This window comes from Cedecea sp. B1(4) (genome assembly GCF_059414925.1).
The window spans coordinates 549161-574945 of sequence record NZ_JCAHMZ010000001.1; the positions used below are offsets into that span (position 1 = coordinate 549161).

A 25785-nucleotide genomic window follows, 5' to 3' on the forward strand; every position below is an offset into this window, starting at 1 on the left:
TTTTTTTATCGCAAAGGAGAAAGGCATGACATCCAGTCGCAGTGAAAAAGACTCAATGGGCCCGATCGACGTCCCGGCAGATAAGCTGTGGGGGGCGCAGACCCAGCGTTCACTTGAGCACTTCCGCATTTCTACCGAAAAAATGCCGACCGAGCTGATTCGAGCGCTGGCGCTTACCAAGCGCGCGGCGGCGAAGGTCAACGTTGACCTCGGTTTGCTGCCCGCAGAGCGCGGTACGGCCATTATCGCGGCCGCAGATGAAGTGCTGGCAGGAAAGCACCCCGGTGAGTTCCCGCTGGCTATCTGGCAGACCGGCTCCGGCACCCAAAGCAACATGAACATGAATGAAGTGCTGGCGAACCGCGCCAGTGAAATTCTGGGTGGCGTACGTGGGATGGAGCGACTGGTGCACCCGAACGACGACGTGAACAAAAGTCAGAGTTCGAACGACGTTTTCCCGACCGCCATGCACGTGGCGGCCATTATCGCAGTTCGCGAGCACCTGCTGCCGCAGCTAAACGTGCTCAGGCAAACGCTGGCCAAAAAAGCCGATGCTTTTAAGGATATCGTCAAAATCGGCCGTACCCACCTGCAGGACGCCACGCCGCTGACGTTGGGGCAGGAGATCTCCGGCTGGGTGGCGATGCTTGAGCATAACCTGAAGCACATCGACCATAGCCTGCCGCATCTGGCGGAGCTGGCGCTGGGCGGTACGGCGGTGGGCACCGGGCTGAATACCCACCCTGAATATGCGGTGCGCGTGGCAAAAGAGTTGGCTGACTTCACGAAGCAGCCTTTCGTCACTGCGCCAAACAAGTTTGAAGCACTGGCCACCTGCGATGCCCTGGTTCATGCGCATGGCGCGCTGAAAGGGCTGGCCTCGTCGATGATGAAAATTGCCAACGACGTTCGCTGGCTGGCTTCCGGCCCGCGCTGCGGCATTGGCGAGCTGTCGATTCCTGAGAACGAGCCGGGCAGCTCCATCATGCCGGGCAAAGTGAACCCGACCCAGTGCGAGGCCGTCACCATGCTGTGCTGCCAGGTGCTGGGGAACGACGTGGCGGTGAACATCGGCGGTGCGTCCGGTAACTTCGAGCTGAATGTTTATCGCCCGATGGTTATCCATAACTTCCTGCAGTCCGTTCGCCTGCTGGCCGACGGCATGGAAAGCTTCAACGAGCACTGCGCGGTGGGCATTGAGCCTAATCGCGATCGCATCAGCCAGTTGCTGAACGAGTCGCTGATGCTGGTGACCGCGCTCAATACCCATATCGGCTATGACAAGGCGGCAGAAATTGCCAAAAAGGCCCATAAAGAGGGGCTGACCCTTAAAGCATCGGCACTGAAGCTCGGTTATCTGACCGAGGATGAGTTCGACGCCTGGGTTCGCCCTGAGGATATGGTCGGCAGCATGAAGTCCTGAGTTTTACGTTTCGCAGTACAGATGCAGCCGCGGGATAATCAGTCTCAGCGGCTGCGCTTGAGGCTTATAGCGGTGCTGAATGTTTTCGGCATCGTAATTCTGCAGTTCGCCTAAATCGGGCGAGGTTTCACCACTTTCCTGCTTACACAACACAATCAGCGGAGAAGGGCAGGCATACTGCACCTGTTTCTGCTGCGCCTGATACCACACGCGGGCCACGGGCTGAACCTTCACCGGGCGCTTGATTTTCAGCCGTGCGTTTTCCGGCAGCCTTTGCACTTCATCCATTTCCTGCCTCACGCGCTCGGCCCACTGTTCCTTCGTCCACGGCGGCACGGCTCGACCGGCATTCAGGCTTTTTTCCAGCATCTCCAGCACCTGCTGGCGGCTAAGGTTTTTGACAATCTGTTTATTCGCCCAGCCAAAACGCACGGTGTCCGGTGTTTCAAGCAGGGTAATGGCGCGGTAGGCGTTGAGGGTAAGCAGGCCGGGAATATGGCGGTGAACCCATTCAAAACGCTGGGCGGAGGGAAGCGCCGACTCGACGCTGATAATCTGCTCCAGAGCGTGTTTCAACTGATTGATGTTTTCCAGGAGCCCGGAAGTTTGCTGGTATTGCTCTTCGCTGACCGAATAACAGAGTGCGCCGGGTAGGCGCACGGCGGCCTTGGTGCTGATTTTTTCCGACTGCTGCTGGATAAACAGCCGCGTAAAGTGGGCGACGGCGGCGTGATGCGCCTCCAGTCCGACGCGCTGGGTGACTTCAATCTTAGAGAGCGGATCGTGCTCTTTGCTTTTTTCTATCTCCGGCAGCGTAAAGACCCGCCCGCTGAGCAGTCGAAGCTGACCGAGCTGTGCCCTGAGCACAGCCAGGTGCTGCTCCAGCTCCCGGCAGGTGGACGTTAAACGTTCAATAAGATCGTAGCGTGGCATAGCGACTCACATTAGTTACAACATACTTATGAACTGTAGCAACGGGAGACCACATCAGCAACTGTGAATCTGGCGCTTAACAGGGAAAAATCGCCCGGTAGGGGTTACCGGGCTGACGAATTCAGGATTCAGGAAAGGTACGTGGTATTGACCGGCCATGAAAAGCGGAAGCTGGCGCCGCCCAAAGAGCTGCTTTCAATGGTGACGTGTCCACCCATCGCCACGGCAATAGAATGGACTATTGCCAGGCCAAGCCCGCAGCCGCCGGTTGCCCTGTCCCGGCTGGGGTCGAGGCGAACAAAAGGCTCGAATACGCGGGCGCGCTCTTCCTCGGGAATGCCCGGGCCGTCATCTTCTACCTGCAAATGGGCGATATCATCTTCACGCCACAGGCTGACACGCAGTTGCTGCTCACTGTAACGCAGGGCGTTATTGATCAGGTTATCCGTGACGCGTTCCATGAGGCGCAGATCCAGCGCGCCATAGTCAATGGCGGTGAGGGTATCTGTCTCTAGGCTAATCCGGCGCTGACGGTGAATGAGCTGGACGTCGGCAATATGCGTTTCCATCCAACTGGCAAATTTGACGTGCGCCAGATGAAGCTCGGTCTGCGGGCGGTCGAGGCGCGCGTAGGTTAGCAGCTCGTCAATCAGCGCTTCTAGCTGGCCAATATCCCGATTGAGCGCCAGAGATTCCTCTTCGCTGAGGTTGTCGCTCATTTCAAGACGATAACGCAGGCGAACGAGCGGGGTACGCAGCTCGTGGGCAATGCCGTCAATCAGCTGCTTCTTGCTGGCAATCAGGGCGTTGATGTTATCGGCCATTTGGTTAAAGGCGATGCCCAACCGTTCAAAGCTTGAGGCGTTATCAAAATGGATGTGCTCATCCAGATGCCCTTTACCAAATCGCTGGGCGGCGCTTTCCAGTTTGAGCATGTCCTGCCAATGCGGGCGCATCCAGATGAACACCGGGAAGGCGAGCGAAATGGCGATAAATGCGATCAGGCCAATATCCAGCAGCCGCATCTGATGCAGATAAAAGAGATACGGAATTGGGCCGACGGCCAGAACGTAGTGGCTGCGTGGAATGCGCTGGATGAATGTGTATTCTTCGTCCAGCGCCACAATCTCGCCTTCTCGCAGGTGGCGAGCGGCAACGTCATCTAGTTTGAACTTGCTCATCGGCTCAATATTGAGCTTGAAGGAGAGGTTCAGGTCGAGATCGTTGATCGTTTTATTCCAGTCCCGCGGTGGAATTTCACGTAGCTCGCTGCGCATCAGGTACAGCGAACTTTTCATTAAGTCATCCAGCGACTGGCGTCCCGCCCGCTCGGCGGTGAACTTATACACCAGCCCGACCAGCATGGTCATCACCAGGAAGCAGACAAACAACAAAAGATAAAACTGTACAAACAGCTTTTTCATTGAGCGTTACCGTCAAATCCGTATTTCATTAAGCTTCGCTTTCCCAGGCGTGAGGAGCAAATAAATAGCCTTTGTTGCGCACGGTTTTGATACGGAAGGGCTCAGTCGCATTATCCAGCAGCTTTTTACGCAGGCGGGAGATGGCCACATCCACGCTGCGATCCATGCCGTCGTACGTTACTCCGCGCAGATTTTTCAATAAGGCATCACGGTCCATTATCTGGCCTGCGTGGGTGGCTAGCTCCCACAACAGATCGAAATCCGCAGTCGATAACACGACGTTTTCATCCCCAAGCGTGACCTGGCGGTTCAACGGGTCAATACACAGCGTACCAAAACGTATAGCTTTATGCGGTTTGAGGTTGCTGGCCGTTGTGTCTGCCGTTTGTTGGGCTGAAACACGTTGACGGAGGTGTAAACGTAAACGCGCCAGCAGCACCGCAGGCGGCGTTGTTTTTAAAATGTAGTCATTTGCCCCCATTTCCAGCGACAGAATGTGGTTCATGTCACTGTCTAATGATGTCAGCAGAACAATCGGGCCGTCCCACTGTGGGCGAAGGTCGCGGCATAACGTCATCCCGTCTTTCCCTGGCAGCATAATATCCAGCAAAACCAAATCCGGCTGCTGTTGCTGGATAACCGCTTCGGCGCGGTCACCGCGGGTTTCAACGATAACGTCAATGTCATGTTTCCCGAGATAGGCGGCTATCAGGCCGCCAACTTCCGGGTCGTCTTCCACGTAAACTATTTTGCTCATAATCCGCCGCGTCGGCTTTTAAAATTTGAACATACAATGATGCAATAGATTACACCATTAATGGTTGGTAAACAGTGTTAGCGTAGGTGCCGGCCTCCGTCTACGGCATGGCTTCTGCCGGTGACATAGCGGCTGGCCAACAGATACTCAACCAGACGCACAATTTCCTGTTCCCCCGGGGCGATTTTCATCAGCGATTTGTTAAGCGAGCGCTGGCGGTAGTCGGCATCGTCGTCGGTGTTAAACATGATCAGGGCAGGCGCGATGGCGTTGACCTTGACTTCCGGGGCCAGTTTAAGCGCAAAAGAGAGCGTCATATTTTCCAGTGCCGCTTTACTGGCGGCGTAAGCGATATGTTTGTCGCTGCCGCGCTCCGCCACGTAATCGGTCAGATGGATGATATCGCTGCCCGCCTGACCGTGTCCCCGCAGCAAGCTCTCCAGCTCATGGTTAAGTAAGTAGGGCGCGGCAACATGAACCTGCATCATTGCCTGTAGCGTATCGCAAAGGGCCGTGTCGCGGGTTTCTGGCTTCCATTCGCTGGCATTATGAATGATGGCGCGCAGCGCGGGCGTGAGTGATTTCACCCGTTCAGCGAATTCAAGGATGCCTTCATTCGTTGAAAAGTCGGCGTACAGGCAAGTGACACCGGCCTGTTCGAGCTTGTCGACAGCGGGATGGCGAGTGCGATAGCTGACAATTATCGGCTGAGATTTAGCCAGAAAATGCTGAGCCAGTGCCAGGCCAATACGCTGGCCTGCACCGGTGATAAGAATAGGTCGGTTAATAGCTTGGTTCCCCTCATCCAGAATCGTTGCCGGGGAAAGGATTCGTTACCCCACCAGCATCCACGTTGCCGGAAATGCTGCCAGCAGCATCAGGCAAATCATCGTTCTTTCTTTTAAATTTAGCGACTTTTCGTGCGTATGGGTACGACGCGCGTAAATAAAGACTAACAATCCAGGCGCATACAATACGACCGAAAGCAGCAGATGCATCGGGCCTGACGCATAAAGTAGCCACAAACCGTAAAGGCAGGCTCCAAAACCAATCGCCTTGTGTAGAGGGCGAGTTGCGATTTTTAGCAGGTATGCACCCACCAGGAAATAAGGCACCAGAATCATTTCTGAGGCGATGGTTAGCAGCGTGTTGTAGTCCGACCCGGTCAGCCAGATCAGCACGAGGCACACCTGCACGCTAATATTCGTCAGCCAAAGAGAAGCCGACGGTGCGTTGTTTTTGTTCTGACGGGCAAACATTTTGGGGAAAGCTTTATGGGTTGCCGCCAGCAATGGCACCTCTGCAGCCATAATTGTCCAGCTCAGGTACGCGCCGCACACGGAAACAATCAATCCGGCAGCAATAATCACTTCCCCCCACGGGCCCATCATTTCGACCATCAGGCCTGCCATCGACGGATTGCGCATTGCAGCAAGCTCAGGGCGAGCAACTACGCCGAGTGAAAGTAGCGTGACCAGCAGGTAGACGCTGAGTGCGGCAATGACAGCCAGAAGCGTTGCTCTGCCAACGTCTTTTTTATTTCTTGCTCGTGCAGATACCACCACGGCCCCTTCCACGCCGATAAAGACCCAAAGGGTAATCAGCATGGTGTTTTTCACCTGCTCCCAGACGGGAACGCCGAGTTTAATACCGGTAAAATCGAGAGAGAAGGTGGATAGCTTAAAAGCAACTGTCGCCAGTACCACAAACATCCCTAAAGGCAGCAGCTTCGCAAGCGTTGCGACCAGGTTGATGCTGGCCGCTGTTTGTACGCCTCGCAGCACCAGCCAGTGCACCATCCATAACAGCACGGATGCGCCAACGATGGATTGCCAGGTATTGCCGTCGCCGAACAGGCGCAGCTCAGGCGTGTCGGTAAAGAAGCTAAGTGCGGAGAAAACAATGACCAGGTAAGAAACGTTGGCTATCACCGCGCACAGCCAGTAACCCCAGGCCGAGAAAAAGCCGATAAGCTCCCCAAAGCCCTCACGCGCGTAGGTGAATATTCCGCCGTCTAGATCGGGGCGGAGTCGGGTAAGCACCAGCATCGCCAAAGCCAGAAGCAGAATACCTACGCCAGTGATCGCCCAGCCGATCAGCAACGCAGCCGGACTCGCAACGCTTGCCATATTTTGCGGCAAGCTAAACACGCCTGCGCCGAGCATGGAGCTTAATACCAGCGCGGTGAGCGCTGCGAGGCCAAGTTTCTTTTCCATACGCATCCTGTTGAGGTCAGAAGTGTTCCAGCATAATTATTATGCTTTTTCGCATATAAATGGAGGATCACGCTAAGGCGCGGGATTTTACGGAGTGTGCACACTGCTTGCAATGCGTGTGGTGCGATAAAATGATTTGAGTACAAAAAAAAGGGCAGCGGAAGCTGCCCTTGGAGTGATGGTGTATCTTATTTAAACAGGTCTGCGCTGACGGTTAAGTTGTTACCTTGTTCCTGCCACTGGCGAGTGATGTGGTAGAACTTAGCCCCTTTATCAGCTGCACGCTTCGCAACCTGGTAGGAAACTTCGGTCATGCTGCTGAAGTTACCGGTGAACTTAATGCTGTCAAACGGCACCATTTGGGCAGCTGTTATCTTGTTGACTTCCTGTACTTTGGTGCCGTTTGGTAGCGTTACGGTATAACGTGAACCCTGAGATGACTGGGTTTCAAAGAAACGGCCAACGTCGGAAGACGGCGTTTCTGAAGAAGCAACACCTGGAATTTCCACATTTTTGGCAGCAGCGCCGCCCGCGGCGAGCGCGGCTTTACCTGCTTCGGAGTTTGCTGGTAGCAGGTCCGGACTTTGCACAACGCGTTTTTTAGCGTCAGCTTTATAGATAAACGCCGTTACGCGCTGGTTGCCGCCCTGGTTGGTATCGACCTGGCGCACGATAAAGAAGGAGGCAGCCCCTTTTTCGCGTGCAGCTTTAGTAATGGCATCATTAACGTCCGGTTGGGTACGGAAGAAACCCTGAACGGTGACGGTATCAAAGGGTTCAAGTCGATAAGCCTGGTCTTTCGGCAGCTCCATCACGCCATTAATGACGCGGTTTTTAGGCGCATCGGCTTTAGGTGCATCATTCTTATAAACATCAGCCACGACGCGGGAGTTGCCGCTTTCGCCCATTGCGCTGGTGTCCAGCACGTAGAAAGAGGCGGCCCCGATAGCATCTGCGCGGCGAGAAACGGCGGCAACAGCATCGCCGATAGCATTAAAGCGGCCTGTGATAGTGATTCGATCGTACGGCTTAAGTGCGGCCGCCTGCTCTGGTGTCAGTTCGGTGGCCGCCTGAGCGGACAGCGAGGTGACGGAAATAAGAGCTGACGCCAGAAGGGTGTTCTTGAGATTCATAAAAATAATCCTTCGCCTTGCGCAAAATGAATACAGGTACTTCTCTGATTAGGACCGATTAGATGCCGATTATGTCTTGAAATAGCGTCCTTGTCTGCGGCATTTTTCGCGCCTTGTGCCTTCCTGGCGATGAATAACAGCGACAAACCTTATTAAGTTAAAAAAAGAGGCATTCACCGCTAAAACTGATAAAGCTTATGACTTATTTAGTTAAAATGTTGTTAAAAATGGGTTTTGTTGCGGCGTAGAATCATGTCTTACCGTCTCGGTTAAGCGTATTATCAGGCCTCGGCGTGTAAATAAAGATTAAAACAACTGTCTGAGCGCCTGATGACTGAATTTTTGCGATAAAAATAGAAATACCAGGATGCGGATGTAGATCACAGTCGTTATTTTCAGTAGGTTATAAAAAGTTTGTTACAGATGTATTTTTTGTTGAAGTGGTAATGGAACAGATATCTGCCTGCGCGTGCGGGCGGATGCTTGCGTCTGGCCATGGCAAGGTCTGGCAAACCATCATCAAAAACAGATGGAAGGGAATACTATGCGTATTGGTGTACCAACAGAGCGGTTGGCCAATGAAACCCGTGTAGCCGCCACGCCGAAAACGGTAGAGCAGCTGATTAAACTGGGGTTCACTGTCGCCGTTGAAAGCGATGCGGGGAAACTGGCAAGTTTTGACGACGAAGCGTTTGAGCGCGCGGGGGCGATCGTTGCCAGCGGCGCGGATGTCTGGCAGTCGGACATTATCCTTAAAGTGAACGCCCCGCTGGATAACGAAATTGAGCTTGCTCGTGAAGGTTCGACGCTGGTCAGCTTTATCTGGCCGGCGCAAAACCCGGAGCTGCTTGAAAAACTGGCGGCGAGGAACATCACCGTTATGGCGATGGACTCAGTGCCGCGTATTTCACGTGCACAGTCGCTGGACGCGCTTAGCTCCATGGCTAACATCGCCGGTTACCGTGCGATTGTCGAAGCTGCACATGAGTTTGGCAGGTTCTTCACCGGGCAAATCACCGCCGCCGGTAAAGTTCCGCCAGCTAAAGTGATGGTTATCGGCGCGGGTGTTGCGGGCCTGGCAGCGATTGGCGCGGCCAACAGCCTCGGGGCAATTGTTCGTGCGTTTGATACCCGTCCTGAAGTGAAAGAGCAGGTGCAAAGCATGGGCGCCGAATTCCTGGAGCTGGACTTCAAAGAAGAAGCCGGCAGCGGGGATGGCTATGCGAAGGTGATGTCCGAAGCCTTTATCAAAGCCGAAATGGCGCTGTTTGCGGCTCAGGCGAAAGAGGTGGATATCATCGTCACTACGGCGCTGATTCCGGGCAAACCTGCACCGAAGTTGATTACCCGTGAAATGGTGGATGCCATGCAGCCGGGCAGCGTGATTGTCGATCTGGCGGCACAAAACGGCGGCAACTGCGAATACACCGTTGCGAACCAGGTAACCGTGACGCCTAACGGGGTGAAGGTCATTGGTTATACCGATCTTCCGGGCCGTTTGCCGACCCAGTCCTCCCAGCTTTATGGCACTAACCTCGTCAACCTGCTCAAGCTGCTGTGTAAGGAAAAAGACGGCAATATCACCGTTGATTTTGATGATGTGGTTGTGCGCGGCGTGACCGTTATTCGCGAAGGTGAAGTCACCTGGCCTGCGCCGCCGATTCAGGTTTCCGCTCAGCCGCAGGCCGCAGCAAAACCAGCAGCGGCAGCGGTCGAAGAGAAAAAACCAACGTCTCCGTGGTTTAAATATGGCCTGATGGCGCTGGCAATTATTCTGTTTGGCTGGTTCGCAAGCGTGGCGCCAAAAGAGTTCCTTGGTCACTTCACCGTCTTTGCGCTGGCCTGCGTGGTGGGCTACTACGTGGTATGGAACGTCTCCCATGCTTTGCATACGCCGCTCATGTCGGTGACGAATGCTATTTCAGGGATAATCGTGGTAGGTGCGCTGCTGCAGATTGGCCACGGCGGCTGGGTTAGCTTCCTGAGCTTCATTGCGGTACTGATCGCCAGTATCAATATTTTTGGTGGTTTCACCGTCACTCAGCGCATGCTGAAAATGTTCCGGAAGAACTAAGGGGTAACACATGTCTGGTGGATTAGTTACAGCTGCATACATTGTTGCCGCGATCCTGTTTATTTTTAGCCTGGCTGGCCTGTCGAAACACGAAACCTCAAAGCAGGGTAACCTGTTTGGTATCGCGGGGATGGCGATTGCGCTGGTGGCGACCATTTTTGGCCCGGAAACTGGCAACGTCGTGTGGATTATCATCGCGATGGTGATCGGCGGGGCGATTGGTATTCACCTGGCGAAGAAAGTCGAAATGACCGAAATGCCGGAGCTGGTTGCCGTGCTGCACAGCTTTGTGGGTCTGGCGGCGGTGCTGGTTGGTTTTAACAGCTACCTCGATCACGGTCCGGGCCTTGAGCCGATCATGGAGAATATCCACTTAACGGAAGTCTTCATCGGGATCTTCATCGGGGCAGTGACCTTTACCGGCTCTATTGTCGCCTTTGGCAAGCTGCGCGGTAAAATTTCGTCTAAACCGCTGATGCTGCCAAATCGTCATAAGCTCAATCTGGCGGCGCTGGTGGTTTCTTTCGCGCTGCTGCTGGTGTTTGTGCGTACCGAAAGCGTTGGTATGCAGGTTCTGGCCGTGCTGGTGATGACTATCATTGCGCTGGCGTTTGGCTGGCACCTGGTGGCGTCCATCGGCGGGGCAGACATGCCGGTTGTGGTGTCGATGCTTAACTCTTACTCCGGCTGGGCTGCAGCGGCTGCGGGCTTTATGCTCAGCAATGACCTGCTTATTGTCACCGGTGCGCTGGTGGGGTCTTCCGGTGCCATCCTGTCCTACATTATGTGTAAGGCGATGAACCGCTCATTTATCAGCGTGATTGCCGGTGGTTTCGGGACCGATGGTTCTTCAACCGGTGAAACGGAAGAGGCGGGGGAACACCGTGAAATCAGCGCAGAAGAAACGGCTGAAATGCTGAAGAACTCCACGTCGGTTATCATCACCCCAGGCTACGGCATGGCGGTGGCCCAGGCGCAGTATCCGGTGGCGGAAATTACCGAAAAACTGCGTGCCCGCGGAGTCAAAGTGCGTTTTGGTATTCACCCTGTCGCGGGGCGTCTGCCGGGCCACATGAACGTACTGTTGGCTGAAGCCCGAGTGCCATACGACGTCGTGCTGGAAATGGACGAGATCAATGACGACTTCGCCGACACCGATACCGTGCTGGTTATTGGGGCTAACGATACCGTTAACCCTGCTGCACAGGACGATCCGCGCAGCCCAATCGCCGGTATGCCGGTGCTGGAAGTGTGGAAAGCGCAGAACGTGATTGTGTTTAAGCGCTCAATGAACACCGGTTACGCAGGCGTGCAGAACCCGCTGTTCTTTAAAGAGAACACCCAGATGCTGTTTGGCGATGCTAAAGCCAGCGTGGAAGCAATTCTGAAAGCGCTATAAACGTCAGTTGTCTTGTGAAAGCCGTCCGAAAGGGCGGCTTTTTTGTTTGTGGAGAAAAAATCCCGCGACGGGTGCGGGATTTCTGTTTCAGTGCTTCGGGGTCAGTCGTCTTCCGGGTCATCCATCTCAACCGGCGTCTGGTAATCGTCCGGTTTTATCACCAGTAGATCACAGCGCAAATGGTCGATAACCTGCTCAGCGGTATTCCCCAGAAATGCCGCAGAAAGCCCAGTGCGCCCGACTGTGCCGAGCACAACAATCCCGGCCTGAAGATGCTCGGCCAGGTCAGGGATAACCTCTTCCGGCAGGCCTTTCTCGACGTGCGTCATCTTTTCATCAATGCCGTATTTCTGACGCAGTGCTTTCATGGCCACCAGATGCTGGCCGCGAATGGCGTCGTTATACACGCTCGGGTCAAAATCAGGCAGCTCAATGGCAATGTTGATGGGGGTAACCGGATACGCGCCAATCAGGTGAACCTCGGTGTGGTTGACATCATCTGCCAGCTTCAGCGTTTCTCTCACCAGTTTTTCATTCAACGCGTTGTGGTAAAGCTCTTCGCTGGCAAGGTTTACCGCCACCAGCGCCTTGCCGCCTTCCGGCCACGGCTGGTCTTTGACCATCCACACAGGGCAGGGGCATTTACGCAGCAAATGCCAGTCGGTTGGGGTGAAGATCACGGCTTCCAGTTTGTCATGCTGGTGCGCCATTTTTAGCAGCAGATCGTGCCCGCCGGCGATCACTTCCTGGATGATGGCTTCGAACGGGCGGTTATGCCACACCACTTTGATATCAATAGGAATACCGGCTTCTATATAGTACTGCGCCTGTTGCTTAATCCAGGCCGTTCGCTGGCTGATAACCCCTTTGCGCATTGCGGTACGTTCATCGGGGGACAGAAGCGTGGTCATTTCGTAGGAAAAATCATAGATAGGCAGGAAGGCTTTGATCCTGCCGCCAATCCGTTGATGCAAATAAACAGCGCGCCGCAGGGCAGGTTGATCGTCCTGGTTAGGATCAATCGCGACTAGCATGTTTTGGTAGTTTGCCATACAGGTCTCCTTACAACTGCTTAACCACAGTCTGTGAAGTAAGATTAACCCATAAGAAAGGAATGAAACAGGTGGAGAGCCCTTGCCGGATCAATAAAAGGGATAAAAGCCGACCCGGCAAAGGTGATGGTTATCAGGCAACGTTGCGTGACTGGCCCGCAAGGTCGGATAACAGATCGATATTCTCGATGGTGATGTACTTGCCTTTCACCGCCAGCATACCGTTTTTCTGGAAGCGCCCCAGCAGGCGGCTGATGGTTTCTACCGTCAGGCCCAGGTAGTTACCGATATCGCCACGGGTCATGGTCAGGCGGAACTCACGCGGTGAGAAGCCACGCTGCGCAAAGCGGCGAGAAAGGTTGTAGATAAAGGCCGCCAGACGCTCTTCGGCATTCTTTTTGGACAGCAGCAAAATCATGTCCTGATCGCCTTTAATTTCGCCGCTCATCAGGCGCATCATCTGCTGGCGCAGGCTCGGCATCTTACCGGACAAATCGTCGAGCGTTTCAAACGGGATTTCACAAACCATCGAGGTTTCGAGTGCCTGAGCAAAGCTCGGGTGATGGCCAGTGCCGATGGCGTCGAAGCCGACCAGGTCGCCCGCGAGGTGGAAACCGGTGATTTGCTCATCGCCTTGCTCGGTAATGGTGTAGCTTTTGATGGTGCCAGAGCGAATAGCGTACAGCGATTTCAGTTCATCACCTGCTTTAAACAGGGTTTGACCCTTTTGAATCGGCTTTTTACGCTCGATGATATTATCAAGCTGATCGAGTTCATGCTCATTAAGCGTGAAGGGGATGCATAATTGACTGATGCTGCAATCCTGGCAATGGATAGCACAACCGCCAGACTGAATTCGTCGAATAATACGCTTTTCAGGGATCATAGATATGCTCGGACCGTAATTGATATTGGTCAATTTTAACATCTTTTTCGCGATCAGGTAAGTCTGGCAAAACGTTATTCGGACAAGAATAAAGGTAGGGGGCTAAAAAAGGGTCTTCATCTTGTTGAATTCCCTGAAACATTAAAATGCAGCTACTCTGTTTTGGAATAAATAGCCGCACTTTTGGCACCATTACAGTAATAAATAGCCTTCATGGCGCAGCAGCCACTCTTTCCGCGCCACGCCGCCTGCGTACCCGGTCATCGTGCCGTTTCGACCAATGACGCGATGGCACGGCACCACAATGCTCACCGGGTTTGAGCCGTTCGCGGCGCCGACAGCGCGAGCGGCCCCACCGCGGCCTAGCTGTTCTGCCAGTTCGCCATAATGCATCACTCGCCCACAGGGGATATCGCGCAGCGCCTGCCAAACCTGACGCTGGAAATCTGTGCCTGCCGTCGCTGTGGGCAGAGTATCAATCACCGCCAGATCGCCAGCAAAATAGTCGCGCAGCTTGTCGCTAAGGCCCCCAGGGTTACGACTGCTAACGCGTTGAATTCCTTGTTTCCCATAGTGAATATTCAACAGCTGTTCCATGCGGTCGCTGTGTTCTTCCCATTCCACTGCCCGAAGCCTGAATTGTTCGTCGCACAAAATCCACAGCGGCCCAAGCGGGGTGTCAATCTTATCTTCCAGTATTGTCAGCACGGTATTACTCCGTTTTTTGGCAGGCCTGAACGAATGCGCGGCCCATTTTGAGGCCGAAAAGATAACATACCCCCAATGACGCCAGCCAGACCTCAAAAGGATTATCACCGCATCTGAATTCCCAGTCGAAGACGGAAAATAATGGCCGGACGTGGAGAAAAAAGTTTGATAACTTCCCTGACTCATCGCCCGAAATAGTTAGCGACTGACCGTCCGATTGCGGCGGTGATTATTTTCCCGGTTAAGGGAATAATAATTTCTTTTACGGTCATTTGATTTACCTTTCTTTAACGTAAATGCAAACTTTATATTTTCATTTTAAAGAGCCGATGACATAAATAATTTGTCCACTATTCTGGAATATCTCCCACGGCTGTCCCGTTGAGCCTCAGGCAGGGCGGGGTTATAGTAGCGGCAGCTAACTCAGGAGGATTGACCGTGAACCTTGACGACAAATTGCTGTTTCTTGACGCCATGGAGGATGTCAAACCGCTGAAAAACTGTGCGGACAGCCAGTGGATCAAACCTCAGAAAGAGCACATTGGCGTGAAGCCAGACCCCATCCAACTGGACAACTTTCTCACCACCGATTTTTTGGACATCATTCCCCTCGACACGCCGCTGGAGTACAAGCGAGAGGGTCTGCAGAGCGGCGTCCTGGACAAGCTCCGGCTCGGAAAATACGGCCAGCAGGCAAGTCTTAATCTGCTCCGCCAGCCCGTGGAGCGCTGCCGGCAGATGTTGTTTGCCTATATCATGCAGGCTAAGCAGGATGGCCTGCGTAATGTGCTCATCGTGCACGGCAAAGGACGAGAAGATAAATCCCATGCCAACGTGGTGCGTAGCTTCCTTGGGCGCTGGCTGGCCGAGTTTGAAGAAGTGCAGGCTTTTTGCGTGGCGATGCCGCACCACGGCGGAAGTGGGGCCTGCTATGTTGCTTTAAAGAAATCAGAACAGGCCAAACTGGAAACCTGGGAGAAACACGCCAAACGAAGCCGTTGAGCGGCAGGATGGCGGCGAGCTCCTTCAGGACGGCATTGATTTACGAATCGACGACAGCAGAATTTGCGCGGCCGTTGAGAGCTGCGTATCTACCCGCGTAAGAATACCGATAGGTTCCCCGACGCCCGGAATCGGGACCGGAAGCGCGGTCAAGGTGCCATGGCGTAAATCGTCCTTCACCGCGCCGGAAGGCACAAACCAGACATAGTTGTAGTCGACGGTAAGTTGGCGGGAGAGCGAAGCCGAAAGCGTTTCGATGCAGGTAGAAGGCAGCTTGCAGCCCTGTGACGCGAGCAGAGATTCCGCATTATCACGCGGCACCGTGCCCTGGGGGGAGACCACCGCGGGCCATTCCATCACCCGGCTAAGGGTAATATTTTCATGCAGCAGCGGGTGGTTAGGGCGAACAACCAGCTTGAGAGACTCAAGGAACAGCAGTTCATAGTTCAGGCCCGTCATTAGCTCAGGATCGGACATGCGGCCGATGCCTAAATCCAGTTCTCCAGACTTCAATCCCGCCAGCAGCATGGTGTTGTTCATGGTGCCAACCTGCAGGGTGACGTCGCTCTGCTGCCTATGAAACTCGCCGATCACCGCCGGTAAAATACCCAGCGCGGCGGTAGGCAGCGCGCCAATCCGTATCACATCAGAAGGCCGGTCTTCCCGGCGTACAAACGACTGCCCGGCATGATTCAGGGCATCAAGCACTTTTACTGCATGGGTTAAAAACTGCTCGCCGGTAAGCGTTAGCTGAGCGCCTAACCGCCCGCGTTCGAACAGACGAGTGCCGGTAAGCTGCTCCAGCTCATTGAGGGTTTTAGAGAGTGCTGGCTGGCTCAGGTTAAGAGTTTCAGCCGCGCGACCCAGTGTTCCCTGCTGAGCGACGGCCACGAAAGTATGTAAATGGCGCAAGCGAATGCGCTGACTGAAGAGACCATTTTTTTCCATAAGCAATGTTAAAAACAGTCCGGCTTCGCTGACAAGCCTCGGTGTTGAATTTTGATAACTTCATTGCAAAATATTATTAACATTTTGTTATGGCCAGGCACATAACCACTTTAAATCAGAGAAGATTTTTTCGACAAAAGGGCGCTATTTTGCTGAAAAGTGATGCCGGTCTGCAGATTTTAACGCGACCTGTTTTAGTTAATTTTTTGTTAATTTATACTCTTTGTAGCAGGCATTCTGCATAACGCTGCGTTATGTAATGCGCTGAAAAAATTACTTTTTAGGTGCTGCAAAGCAGATCACAAAATGGAAATTCTTCCTGATAAGTGATCCACCAGGCTCTACGCTTTCAGCACTATCCACTGGAGGCATGACATTATGGCGAACACCCTCACGGCCGATGAGATTCGGGACAAATTTTCGCAAGCTATGTCGGCGATGTACCAGCAAGAAGTTCCGCAGTACGGCACGCTGTTAGAACTGGTGGCGGATGTAAACCTGGCCGTGCTGGAACACGATCCTGAGCTGTACCAGCAACTCGAAAATGCTGATGAGCTGGCAAGATTAAACGTAGAGCGCCACGGCGCGATTCGCGTAGGTAAGGCCGAAGAGCTGGCTGTGCTGAAGCGAATTTTCGCGGTGATGGGCATGCATCCAGTGGGTTACTACGATCTTTCCCAGGCCGGGGTACCGGTACATTCCACCGCTTTCCGCCCGATTGACGACCAGGCGCTGGCGCGTAATCCCTTCCGTGTGTTTACCTCTTTATTGCGTCTGGAGCTTATCGACAACCCGACGCTAAGGGCCCGTGCTGCCGCAATCCTCGATAAACGCGACATTTTCACTCCCCGCTGCCGCGAAATGCTCGATCTCCACGACAGGCAGGGCGGATTCAGCGAGGCAGAGGCGAACATCTTTGTGGCCGAAGCGCTGGAAACCTTCCGCTGGCATCAGCATGCCACCGTTGACGCCGACACTTACCGCGCCCTGCATGACGAACATCGCCTGATTGCCGATGTGGTTTGCTTCCGTGGCTGCCACATTAACCATCTCACGCCGCGCACGCTGGATATCGACCGCGTTCAGGCGATGATGCCGGCGCGGGGCATCTCGCCCAAAGCCATTATTGAAGGCCCACCTCGCCGCGAACGCCCTATCTTGCTGCGTCAGACCAGTTTTAAAGCGCTGGAAGAGCCTATTTTGTTTGCCGGTGAGCACCACGGCACGCACACCGCCCGGTTTGGTGAGATTGAGCAGCGCGGTGTGGCGCTGACGCCTAAAGGCCGCGCGCTGTATGATGAATTATTGCTCGAAGCGGGAAACGGCACGGACAACCTAAGTCATCAGCAGCATTTGCAGGAAGTCTTCAGCCGCTTCCCCGACAGCGACGCGCTGCTTCGTCGCCAGGGGCTGGCCTATTTTCGCTACCGCCTGACGCCGGTGGGCGACATGCATCGTCAGTCCATCAAACCCGGCGACGATCCGCAGTTGCTGATTGAGCGCGGCTGGCTCATCGCCCAGCCTATCATCTATGAAGATTTCCTGCCGGTTAGCGCCGCGGGCATCTTCCAGTCAAATTTAGGCAGTGACGGTGGCCAGCGGCAGCACGGGCACTCCAGCCGCAGCGAGTTCGAAATGGCGCTGGGTGCGGCGGTGGCCGATGAATTCAGCCTTTATCAACAGGCGGAGGATCGCAGCAAACGCCGTTGCGGTTTACTGTAAACGCGTTACCCTGCTGGGATGTCAGCTACAAGGAACAGCAGATGGAACACGTTGTTAACGTCGCTCAGGGTCAACTGAGCGGCGTCCTTCAGGGGGATATTGCGGTATATCGCGGTATTCCCTTTGCCATGCCTCCCACTGGAAACCTGCGCTGGCGAGCGCCTCAGCCGCCAGAAAACTGGCAAGGTATTCGCGTCGCCGATACCTTCGCTCCGGCCTGCTGGCAAAGCCTGGAATACTGCAAAGCCGTCGGCGGCGGCGATCCGGGCCAGTTCTCAGAAGACTGCCTTTACCTCAATATCTGGGCTCCCGCCCGGCGAACGGGCAAACCCTTGCCGGTGATGGTCTGGCTGCACGGGGGCGGCTACACCATTGGAGCCGGTTCTTTACCTCCGTATGATGGCGCCGCGCTGGCCTCGCGAGGGGTGGTGTTAGTGACGGTGAACTACCGGCTTGGGCATCTGGGCTTTTTTGCTCATCCCGCATTGGATGAAGAAAATCCGGCTGGGCCGATCCACAACTTTGCCTTGCTCGATCAGATTGCCGCGCTGAAGTGGGTGCAGGCCAACATCGCTGCTTTTGGCGGAGACGCCAGCAACGTCACGCTGTTTGGCGAGTCAGCAGGCGCCCGTAGCGTGCTTTCTCTGCTGGCATCGCCTTTAGCCAGCGGCCTGTTCCACAAGGGGATTATACAAAGCGCCTACACGCTGCCGGATGTCGATCGCCGTAAAGCGTTGAAGCGCGGCGTGGCGGTGGCAGAACATTTTGGGCTGAAGAATGCGAATGCTGAAGCGCTGCGTTCCCTTCCCGCCAGTGAATTATGGGCGCTGGAAGCCCCGCTAAACATCGGGCCGACGCCCGTCAGCGGCGATATTGTTTTGCCTGAACCCATGCTGGACACGTTTTTTGCTGCACGGCAGCACCGGATGCCGCTGATGGTGGGCAGCAACAGCGATGAGGCGAGCGTGCTGAGCTACTTCGGGATAGATCCGGCCGGGCAGGTTGCGCTTCTGCGCCGGGAAAAGCGTCTCGGTCTGGGGCTTATCAAATTGCTCTATCCCGGCGTTAAGGGCGACGCTGAGCTGGGGCGTCAGGTGTGCCGGGACATGGCCTTTACCACGCTGGGGTTTGTGGTGATGCAGGCGCAGCAGCGCGCAGGCCAGCCCTGCTGGCGGTATTATTTTGACTACGTGGCGGAGGCCGAGCGTGAAACCTACGCCAACGGAACCTGGCATGGCAACGAAGTGGCTTATGTCTTTAACACACTACAGCTTTCCCCGCCCGCCAGTGAATATGTGACTGAACGCGACCTGCAGTTTGCCGCTCAGATTGGCGATTATTGGGTCAGCTTCGCCCGCAGCGCCGGGGCGCACAGCAAAGCGTTACCTGGGCCGTTAAGCTGGCCTGCCAGCACCAAAGGGCGGGACCGCACGCTGCGGCTGGGCGTTCATCTGCGGGCGCAGTTTAAGGTCGAAAATCGCTTTATGCGGCTGAGAATGCAGTTATTTAAACGAGTGATGAAACACCACGTCAGCCTGGACTGAGTAACGCATTGCAAAATGCCTCCAGCCCGGCGGCGCCTTCGCTGCCGGGCCTCACCGCCAGCCTGTAACTGGCCCCGGTTTTTACGCTCCCGGCAAAAGGCCGTACTAACCGCCCGGTGCGAAGATCTTCGGCCACCAGCGTTTCGTCTGCGATGGCTACCCCAAACCCCTGAATAGCGGCGCTGATCGCCAGATCCATGGTGTCGAAATGCTGATTTTTCTGCATTGTCTGCCACGGCGGCGAAGGGTTCTTTCCAAGCCATAATGACCAGTCGGTGCGATCGCGAGTCGGGTGCAAAAAGGTCAGCCGTTCCCAGTTGCTCGTCTCCGGCGGGAGCAACGCCTGACTGATCACCGGCGTCAGACTCTCTTCAAACAGCAGCGCGCCGCTTTTGGCCTGCTGACCAAACACAATGGCGGCATCAAACGGCTCGTTTTTGAAATTGACGCCGTGCTCCACGGTCGTGGTTAACGCGACCTGGATCTCCGGCATACGCTGCTCAAGCTGAATCAGCTTCGGTACCAGCCAGCGCATGGCGCAGGTGGGGGCCTTAAGACGAATAATCTCAGGCTTATGGCAGGCCCGGTCGGCCACGTCCAGCAGCGTGTTGAAGGCGTTCTGGAGATCGGGCAGCAGGGCGCTTCCCTGGGGTGTGAGGCGTAATCCGCGTGCATGGCGCTCAAAAAGCGCGAACCCCAGCCACTGCTCCAGTGCCGCAATTTTACGGCTGACGGCGCCCTGGGTCAGGCAAAGCTCTTTTGCCGCCCGGGTGAGGTTCAGGTGCCTGGCCGTGACCAGAAAAGCATCGAGAGTATTTAGGGGAAAATTACGCCGGGTCATGATGCTCTCCGCTGAGCTATGCATTTTTTGCATGGCTATTATGACAACAATTCGATTGTCGTGGCAATGGCGGCGATATTGAATAGTTATGCAAATCGCATCACGTTCAGGAGCCGCTATGGCCATACAAACCCCGGTACAACAACGTTCAAAACTGCCGGACGTCGGAACCACGATTTTTACGGTGATCGGCCAGCTTTCCGCGCAGCACAAGGCGATAAATCTTTCTCAGGGGGCACCCAACTTCCCCTGCGACCCGAAACTGGTCGCTGGTGTCACCAAAGCCATGCAGGAAGGGCATAACCAGTACGCCCCGATGACCGGTCTGGCGTCCCTGAAACAGCTGATTGCCGACAAAGTGGCGAGCCTTTACGGGGCCGTGTATGACCCTGCAGAGGAGGTGCTGGTCACCGCCAGCGCCAGCGAAGGGCTTTATTCTGCGATCGGCGGCCTGGTACATCCCGGCGATGAAGTTATCTACTTTGAGCCTTCTTTCGACAGCTACGCGCCGATTGTCCGCCTTCAGGGCGCCAAACCGGTGGCGCTCAAGCTGAGCCTGCCTGATTTCACCGTTGACTGGGAAGAAGTGCGGGCGGCGATTACGCCACGTACGCGAATGATCATCGTGAACACGCCGCATAACCCAAGCGGGCAGGTATTTAGCGCCCATGACCTTGAAATGCTGGCGGCGGTAACTCGCGACACCGACATTGTGATCCTGTCCGATGAAGTGTATGAACACATCGTCTTTGACGGCAAAAAGCACCACGGCATGGCGACGCACCCGCAGCTTGCCGAACGCAGCGTGATTGTGTCGTCATTCGGTAAAACCTTCCACGTCACGGGCTGGCGGGTCGGGTATTGCCTGGCCCCGGCGGCGCTGATGGATGAGATCTGCAAGGTGCATCAGTTCCTGATGTTCTCCGCCGACACGCCGATGCAGTATGCGTTCGCCGACTATATGAGCGATCCGCAAACTTATCTTTCACTGGCGGCGTTTTATCAGCGCAAGCGTGATTTAATGCAGTCTTTGCTGGCTGATTCGCCGTTTGAACTGCTGCCGAGCGGCGGGTCATTCTTCCTGCTGGCCCGCTTCGGGCACTTCAGCGATGAGTCCGACAGCGAGATGGTGAAGCGGTTAATTACGGATTACGGCGTGGCGACCATTCCGCTCTCCGCGTTTTATACCGACGGTACTGACAATAAAATTATCCGGCTCTCATTTGCCAAAGATGAAGCCACTCTTCGGGCGGGCGCTGAAGCGCTGTGCCGGGTTAAGCCACGCTGATAAGGGGTCATGATGAAAAAAGTGTATGCGTTAAGTTTGCTGCTCGGGCTGTGTTCTTCGTTTTCTGCGCTGGCCGCCGGCGAGCTGCGCTATGGCCTCGAAGCGGAGTATCCCCCGTTTGAAAGCCGCAACAGCGCGGGCGAGCTGGAAGGGTTTGACGTCGAGCTGGGGAAAGCCATTTGCCAGGCGGCCAGCCTGAAATGTACCTGGGTAGAAACGTCGTTTGATTCGCTGATCCCGGGGCTGGTGGCGAAGAAGTTTGACGCCATCAACTCGGCAATGAACATCACCGAGCAGCGTCGTAAAAGCATTGACTTTACCCAGCCAATCTACCGTATTCCGTCTCAGCTGGTGGGCAAAGAAGGCAGCGGCCTTGAAGCCACGGCGGAAGGGCTAAAAGGCAAAACCATCGGCGTGCTCCAGGGCTCCATTCAGGAAACCTATGCCAAAGAGCACTGGGAAAAGCAGGGCGTGAACGTCGTGTCTTACAAAGACCAGAACATGGCCTGGGCTGACTTGCTGAATGGCCGTATTGATGCCTCTCTGGTGATGTCCGCGGCGGGTCAGGCGGGCTTCCTCAGCACGCCGCAGGGTAAGGGTTTTGGCTTTATCGGCAAGCCGGTGAGCGACGACACTATCCTCGGCAGTGGGATTGGCTTTGGCCTGCGTAAAGGTGACACTGTCACGAAAAAAGAGTTGGACGCGGCCATCGATAAGGTGAAAGCCGACGGCACCGTAACTAAGCTCGCGCAGAAGTTCTTCCCCGGCATCGACGTCAGCGTGAAGTAACGTTTACCAGGGCTTGTCGGCACACAGGCTGACGGGCCTTTAGCGTTTTTTTCGCCAGGCAATCGCGAATTTTTCGGTGATATCTGGTTTCCTGAAAAAAAACCTTCGTTCCTCCCCCAAACGCCTTCTCCGCCCATTGGATTCACTGTGAATTTTGTCTAGAGTGTGCGGTCGTACAGGTAGCAGTCTCTTGCCGCTGTTCTTCCCGTCGGGAGGAACAAAACACATCGACACATAAGGACGATTTCTCAGGCATGAATCGCAGACGTTTTATCCAGGCCTCTATGGCCCTCGCCGCTGCCTGCGGCACGCCAACCCTTGCCACGCTGTTCTCCCGAAGCGCCTTTGCCGCCGAATCGGGCATCGCTGACGGGCACTCCACCGCCTTCGATTTTGCGGTGCTTCAGGGCATGGCGCACGACCTGTCGAAAAAACCATGGGGCGGTGCACCGCGCGCGCTGCCCAACACCCTGGCTAACCTGACGCCTCAGGCTTATAACGCCATTCAGTACGACGCCGATCATTCGCTGTGGAACAACATCGAAAACCGCCAGCTTGACGTGCAGTTCTTCCACGTCGGCATGGGGTTCCGCCGCCGCGTCAGAATGTTCTCGCTGGATTCCGCCACCCATCAGGCGCGCGAAATCCACTTCCGCCCGGAATTGTTTAACTACAACAATGCTGGCGTAGACACCAGGCAGCTCGAAGGCCAGACGGATCTCGGCTTTGCCGGCCTGAAAGTCTTCAAGGCACCGGAGCTGGCGCGCCGTGACGTCGTCTCCTTCCTCGGCGCGAGCTATTTCCGTGCCGTAGACAGCACGTACCAGTATGGGCTGTCCGCCCGTGGCCTCGCGGTGGACACCTTCACCGACACGCCGGAAGAGTTCCCGGACTTTACCTCGTTCTGGTTTGAAACGCCGAAAGCCTCCGACACGACTTTTGTGGTCTATGCCTTACTCGACAGCCCAAGCGTGACCGGCGCGTACAAATTTATTATCAGCTGTGAAGCCGAGCGCGTGGTGATGGAGGTGGACAATCACCTTTATGCTCGTAAAGACGTCAAGCAACTGGGTATCGCGCCGATGACCAGCATGTTTGCCTGCGGCACCAACGAACGCCGGACCTGCGACACCATTCACCCGCAAATTCATGACTCCGACCGCCTGGCCATGTGGCGCGGTAACGGCGAGTGGATTTGCCGCCCGCTGAATAACCCGCAGAAACTTCAGTTCAACGCCTTTATGGACGAGAACCCGAAGGGCTTTGGCCTGCTGCAGTTGGATCACGACTTTGCCAGCTATCAGGACATCATGGGCTGGTACAACAAGCGTCCTAGCCTGTGGGTGGAGCCGCGTAACAAGTGGGGCAAAGGCACCGTTGGCCTGATGGAAATCCCGACCACCGGCGAAACGCTCGACAATATTGTCTGCTTCTGGCAGCCGGAAAAACCGGTCAAAGCCGGGGACGAATTCGAGTTCAAATATCGCCTCTACTGGAGTGGTCTGCCGCCGGTGACGACGGATCTGGCCCGCGTTTACGCCACCCGCACGGGGATGGGCAGCTTCCCGGAAGGCTGGGCGCCGGGTGAACACTTCCCGGAAAAATGGTCCCGCCGCTTTGCTATCGACTTTATCGGGGGCGATTTGAAAGCCGCCGCGCCGAAGGGGATTGAGCCGGTGATTACGCTCTCCAACGGCGAAGCGAAGCAGATTGAGATCCTCTACGTAGAACCGTTTGACGGCTACCGCATTCTGTTTGACTGGTATCCGACCAACGACTCCACCGACCCGGTCGAGATGCGCATGTTCCTGCGCTGCCAGGGCAAAGCGATCAGTGAAACCTGGCTGTACCAGTACTTCCCGCCACCGCCGGACAAACGTAAATACGTTGACGACCGCGAAATGCGTTAATCATCCAGCCCCGCCGCGTAAAAGCCGCGGGGCTTTTTTATTCCCGTTTCACCATCTCGTCCTCTTATTGCATAAATACTCTTTCATAATGAATTTCTATATGTTCATTTTTGGCGGTGTTTTAAATCTCGTGCGTTGCCACAAAAAAGTGACATAAGATAACTGTCACCTTCTAACAAAAACAGGAGTCACGAGTGGAACAACAGCAGGCCTGGCAGGATGAAGTGATTGCGGTTAATGATGATATCGAACTACATTCGGTGAACGAGCGGTTCGTGAAGGACGTTTTTGCCCTGGTGCAGCGCAATAAAAGCTGGCTGCAAAAAGCGATGAACTGGCCGCAGTATGTTGTTTCCGAGGACGACACCCGCAAAACGCTGCAGGGGAACTATGTTCTCCACCATAAAGGCTACGCTAAGATGTTTATGATCCTCTATCGCGGCGAGCTGGCGGGCGTCTTTTCCTTTAACCAGATAGTCCCGACCGACAAAACGGCCTACATCGGCTACTGGCTAAGCGAGGATCGGCAGGGCAAGGGGATCATTTCCGCCGTGATTGAGGCCGCTATCGGCAAGTACGCGGGGGAAGGGACGGTGCGCCGGTTTGTCATCAAATGTATCGTCACTAACCAGGCCAGCAACCGGGTGGCCCAACGCAACGGCTTTGTCCTTGAAGGTTGCCTGAGGCAAGCCGAGTTTCTGAACGACGAGTTCCACGATCAGAATATTTACGGGCGCATTGCTGATTAAAAAATGCCATGAAACGGCGTGCGGATAATTCGCTGTGTGCCGTTAATATCCTTCATGCCGCGAAGATGAATTAGTTCGCCGCCAAAGCCTTCCACCGCTGCTTCATCATAAATCTGCACGTTGTTTTCGATGAGCACGTTACCCATCACTTTCGCCTCGCCATACACCTGTACATTGTTGTCCAGCAGAACCGGGCCGCCGATAAGCGCCGCATTGCCGTAAACCTGGACGCGGTGCTTGAGCACGCAATCCCCTTCAATAAGGGCGTTGCCGTAGACTTTAGATGAGTAGCGGATGGTCGGGATCTGGCTGTCACCGCTGCCGGCAATAATACGTGCGTTACCGGACACCTGTGCGCAATCACAAACCCAGACATTGTTCTCTGCATTGCCCTCAATAACGGCGTTATCAAAAATGGCTGAGCGGTGTTCGACAAAGGCGTTGTTCACGCGCGCGTGGCCGTAGATTTGTGCCTGATGGACGATGCGTGAGGCCAGCACCGTGGCGTTCCCGTAGATTTGCAGCCGCATTTCTGTATCTTCGGTCAGCCCCAGCACGGCAATCACCTGGCTCTGCTGCAACACGCGGGCCGAGCCCCAGATAAAGCATTCGCCGCTGATGCGGGAATCCTCGACCAGCACCTTGCCGCCCACTTTTGCGTGATGGCAAATTTCAGACTCGCCGAGGATTTTTGCGTCATCTTCAACCGTCGCACCGTTCCAGATCAGGGCGTCAGGCTCAAGCCAGCAGGTTCCCTCGTGGCTCAGGTTCGCTTCTTCCTCAATCCAGCCGCCGCCTTGCCCGGCCACGACGTTGCCAAAAGCGCAAAGCGACTCAATTTGCCAGAGTCGAACTTGCCGCTGTTCGCCATCATGCTGATAATCATGAAGCCGCGAAACATCCGTGATCCGGTATTTTTTCATGGTGATTTCTCGCTGTGCACTGCTGATAAACGTAGCAGGTAATTCACCGGCGTAGCGTTTGGCG

Annotated in this window: 22 protein-coding genes; 10 read left to right on the plus strand and 12 right to left on the minus strand. The window is 55.0% G+C overall.

Annotated features, from left to right (window positions below):
• The first annotated feature begins 25 nt into the window (after positions 1-25).
• Positions 26-1423 (plus strand): class II fumarate hydratase, encoded by a 1398-nt coding sequence (gene fumC, locus ACR6JA_RS02725; protein WP_008456388.1) that lies wholly within the window; start codon positions 26-28, stop codon positions 1421-1423.
• A gap of 3 nt (positions 1424-1426) precedes the next feature.
• Here fumC and tus read toward each other — a convergent pair whose 3' ends face one another.
• The 6 genes from tus to ydgH all read right to left on the minus strand — a co-directional run bounded on the left by tus (position 1427) and on the right by ydgH (position 7886).
• Entirely contained in the window at positions 1427-2356 is a 930-nt protein-coding gene (tus, locus tag ACR6JA_RS02730; RefSeq protein WP_213715825.1) for a DNA replication terminus site-binding protein, read from the minus strand.
• Between the two features lie 128 nt (positions 2357-2484).
• On the minus strand, positions 2485-3780 hold the full coding sequence (rstB, locus tag ACR6JA_RS02735) for a two-component system sensor histidine kinase RstB (protein ID WP_008456385.1): 1296 nt from the start codon (positions 3778-3780) through the stop codon (positions 2485-2487).
• Between the two features lie 28 nt (positions 3781-3808).
• Positions 3809-4537 carry a two-component system response regulator RstA gene (gene rstA / locus ACR6JA_RS02740; RefSeq protein ID WP_008456384.1) on the minus strand — a complete coding sequence of 243 codons (729 nt, stop codon included), beginning with the start codon at positions 4535-4537 and terminating at the stop codon, positions 3809-3811.
• Positions 4538-4614: 77 nt separating this feature from the next.
• Positions 4615-5346 carry a dihydromonapterin reductase gene (folM, locus tag ACR6JA_RS02745; RefSeq protein WP_213715867.1) on the minus strand — a complete coding sequence of 244 codons (732 nt, stop codon included), beginning with the start codon at positions 5344-5346 and terminating at the stop codon, positions 4615-4617.
• Between the two features lie 24 nt (positions 5347-5370).
• The gene (locus tag ACR6JA_RS02750; protein WP_494493528.1) at positions 5371-6753 is read right to left on the minus strand and encodes an amino acid permease; all 1383 of its coding nucleotides are present in this window, start codon (positions 6751-6753) and stop codon (positions 5371-5373) included.
• 188 nt (positions 6754-6941) lie between these two features.
• Positions 6942-7886, minus strand: coding sequence for a DUF1471 family protein YdgH (gene ydgH, locus ACR6JA_RS02755; RefSeq protein ID WP_008456381.1), 945 nt, complete (start codon positions 7884-7886; stop codon positions 6942-6944).
• 544 nt (positions 7887-8430) lie between these two features.
• On the opposite strand from ydgH, the gene pntA reads away from it, so the two are divergent.
• On the plus strand, positions 8431-9960 hold the full coding sequence (gene pntA / locus ACR6JA_RS02760) for a Re/Si-specific NAD(P)(+) transhydrogenase subunit alpha (protein WP_213715828.1): 1530 nt from the start codon (positions 8431-8433) through the stop codon (positions 9958-9960).
• A 10-nt stretch (positions 9961-9970) separates the two neighbouring features.
• Complete coding sequence (gene pntB / locus ACR6JA_RS02765) at positions 9971-11359, plus strand: Re/Si-specific NAD(P)(+) transhydrogenase subunit beta (RefSeq protein WP_008456379.1); 1389 nt, start codon at positions 9971-9973, stop codon at positions 11357-11359.
• Positions 11360-11460: 101 nt separating this feature from the next.
• On the opposite strand, the gene uspE is transcribed toward pntB, so the two are convergent.
• From uspE to ogt, 3 genes are all read right to left on the minus strand, one after another.
• Positions 11461-12411, minus strand: coding sequence for a universal stress protein UspE (gene uspE, locus ACR6JA_RS02770; protein ID WP_008456376.1), 951 nt, complete (start codon positions 12409-12411; stop codon positions 11461-11463).
• A 133-nt stretch (positions 12412-12544) separates the two neighbouring features.
• Positions 12545-13297: a fumarate/nitrate reduction transcriptional regulator Fnr gene (gene fnr, locus ACR6JA_RS02775; RefSeq protein ID WP_039292628.1), complete on the minus strand. Its 753-nt coding sequence runs from the start codon at positions 13295-13297 to the stop codon at positions 12545-12547.
• A 192-nt stretch (positions 13298-13489) separates the two neighbouring features.
• Positions 13490-14005: a methylated-DNA--[protein]-cysteine S-methyltransferase gene (ogt, locus tag ACR6JA_RS02780; RefSeq protein WP_213715830.1), complete on the minus strand. Its 516-nt coding sequence runs from the start codon at positions 14003-14005 to the stop codon at positions 13490-13492.
• A gap of 438 nt (positions 14006-14443) precedes the next feature.
• Here ogt and smrA point away from each other — a divergent pair, with 438 nt between their 5' ends.
• On the plus strand, positions 14444-15007 hold the full coding sequence (gene smrA, locus ACR6JA_RS02785; RefSeq protein ID WP_494493529.1) for a DNA endonuclease SmrA: 564 nt from the start codon (positions 14444-14446) through the stop codon (positions 15005-15007).
• A 24-nt stretch (positions 15008-15031) separates the two neighbouring features.
• Here smrA and ACR6JA_RS02790 read toward each other — a convergent pair whose 3' ends face one another.
• Entirely contained in the window at positions 15032-15955 is a 924-nt protein-coding gene (locus ACR6JA_RS02790) for a LysR substrate-binding domain-containing protein (protein ID WP_494493530.1), read from the minus strand.
• 378 nt (positions 15956-16333) lie between these two features.
• Here ACR6JA_RS02790 and hglS point away from each other — a divergent pair, with 378 nt between their 5' ends.
• Together hglS and ACR6JA_RS02800 are read left to right on the plus strand one after the other, a co-directional pair.
• Complete coding sequence (gene hglS, locus ACR6JA_RS02795; RefSeq protein WP_213715833.1) at positions 16334-17677, plus strand: 2-oxoadipate dioxygenase/decarboxylase HglS; 1344 nt, start codon at positions 16334-16336, stop codon at positions 17675-17677.
• A gap of 41 nt (positions 17678-17718) precedes the next feature.
• Positions 17719-19221: a carboxylesterase/lipase family protein gene (locus ACR6JA_RS02800; RefSeq protein WP_494493531.1), complete on the plus strand. Its 1503-nt coding sequence runs from the start codon at positions 17719-17721 to the stop codon at positions 19219-19221.
• Here ACR6JA_RS02800 and ACR6JA_RS02805 read toward each other — a convergent pair.
• Entirely contained in the window at positions 19208-20062 is an 855-nt protein-coding gene (locus tag ACR6JA_RS02805) for a LysR family transcriptional regulator (RefSeq protein WP_494493532.1), read from the minus strand. The two genes, ACR6JA_RS02800 and ACR6JA_RS02805, sit on opposite strands and share 14 nt — an antisense overlap.
• Before the next feature lie 118 nt (positions 20063-20180).
• Between ACR6JA_RS02805 and ACR6JA_RS02810 the strand changes: the two genes are divergently transcribed.
• The 4 genes from ACR6JA_RS02810 (at position 20181) to rimL (ending at position 24798) form a co-directional block, all read left to right on the plus strand.
• Positions 20181-21350, plus strand: coding sequence for a pyridoxal phosphate-dependent aminotransferase (locus ACR6JA_RS02810; protein WP_213715836.1), 1170 nt, complete (start codon positions 20181-20183; stop codon positions 21348-21350).
• A gap of 12 nt (positions 21351-21362) precedes the next feature.
• On the plus strand, positions 21363-22139 hold the full coding sequence (locus ACR6JA_RS02815) for a transporter substrate-binding domain-containing protein (RefSeq protein WP_039292649.1): 777 nt from the start codon (positions 21363-21365) through the stop codon (positions 22137-22139).
• A 254-nt stretch (positions 22140-22393) separates the two neighbouring features.
• Positions 22394-24049: a glucan biosynthesis protein D gene (locus ACR6JA_RS02820; RefSeq protein ID WP_213715837.1), complete on the plus strand. Its 1656-nt coding sequence runs from the start codon at positions 22394-22396 to the stop codon at positions 24047-24049.
• Between the two features lie 194 nt (positions 24050-24243).
• The gene (rimL, locus tag ACR6JA_RS02825) at positions 24244-24798 is read left to right on the plus strand and encodes a 50S ribosomal protein L7/L12-serine acetyltransferase (RefSeq protein ID WP_494493533.1); all 555 of its coding nucleotides are present in this window, start codon (positions 24244-24246) and stop codon (positions 24796-24798) included.
• Here the strand turns inward: rimL and ydcK are convergent.
• Positions 24795-25721 carry a YdcK family protein gene (gene ydcK / locus ACR6JA_RS02830; RefSeq protein WP_494493534.1) on the minus strand — a complete coding sequence of 309 codons (927 nt, stop codon included), beginning with the start codon at positions 25719-25721 and terminating at the stop codon, positions 24795-24797. The two genes, rimL and ydcK, sit on opposite strands and share 4 nt — an antisense overlap.
• Positions 25722-25785: the final 64 nt, after the last annotated feature.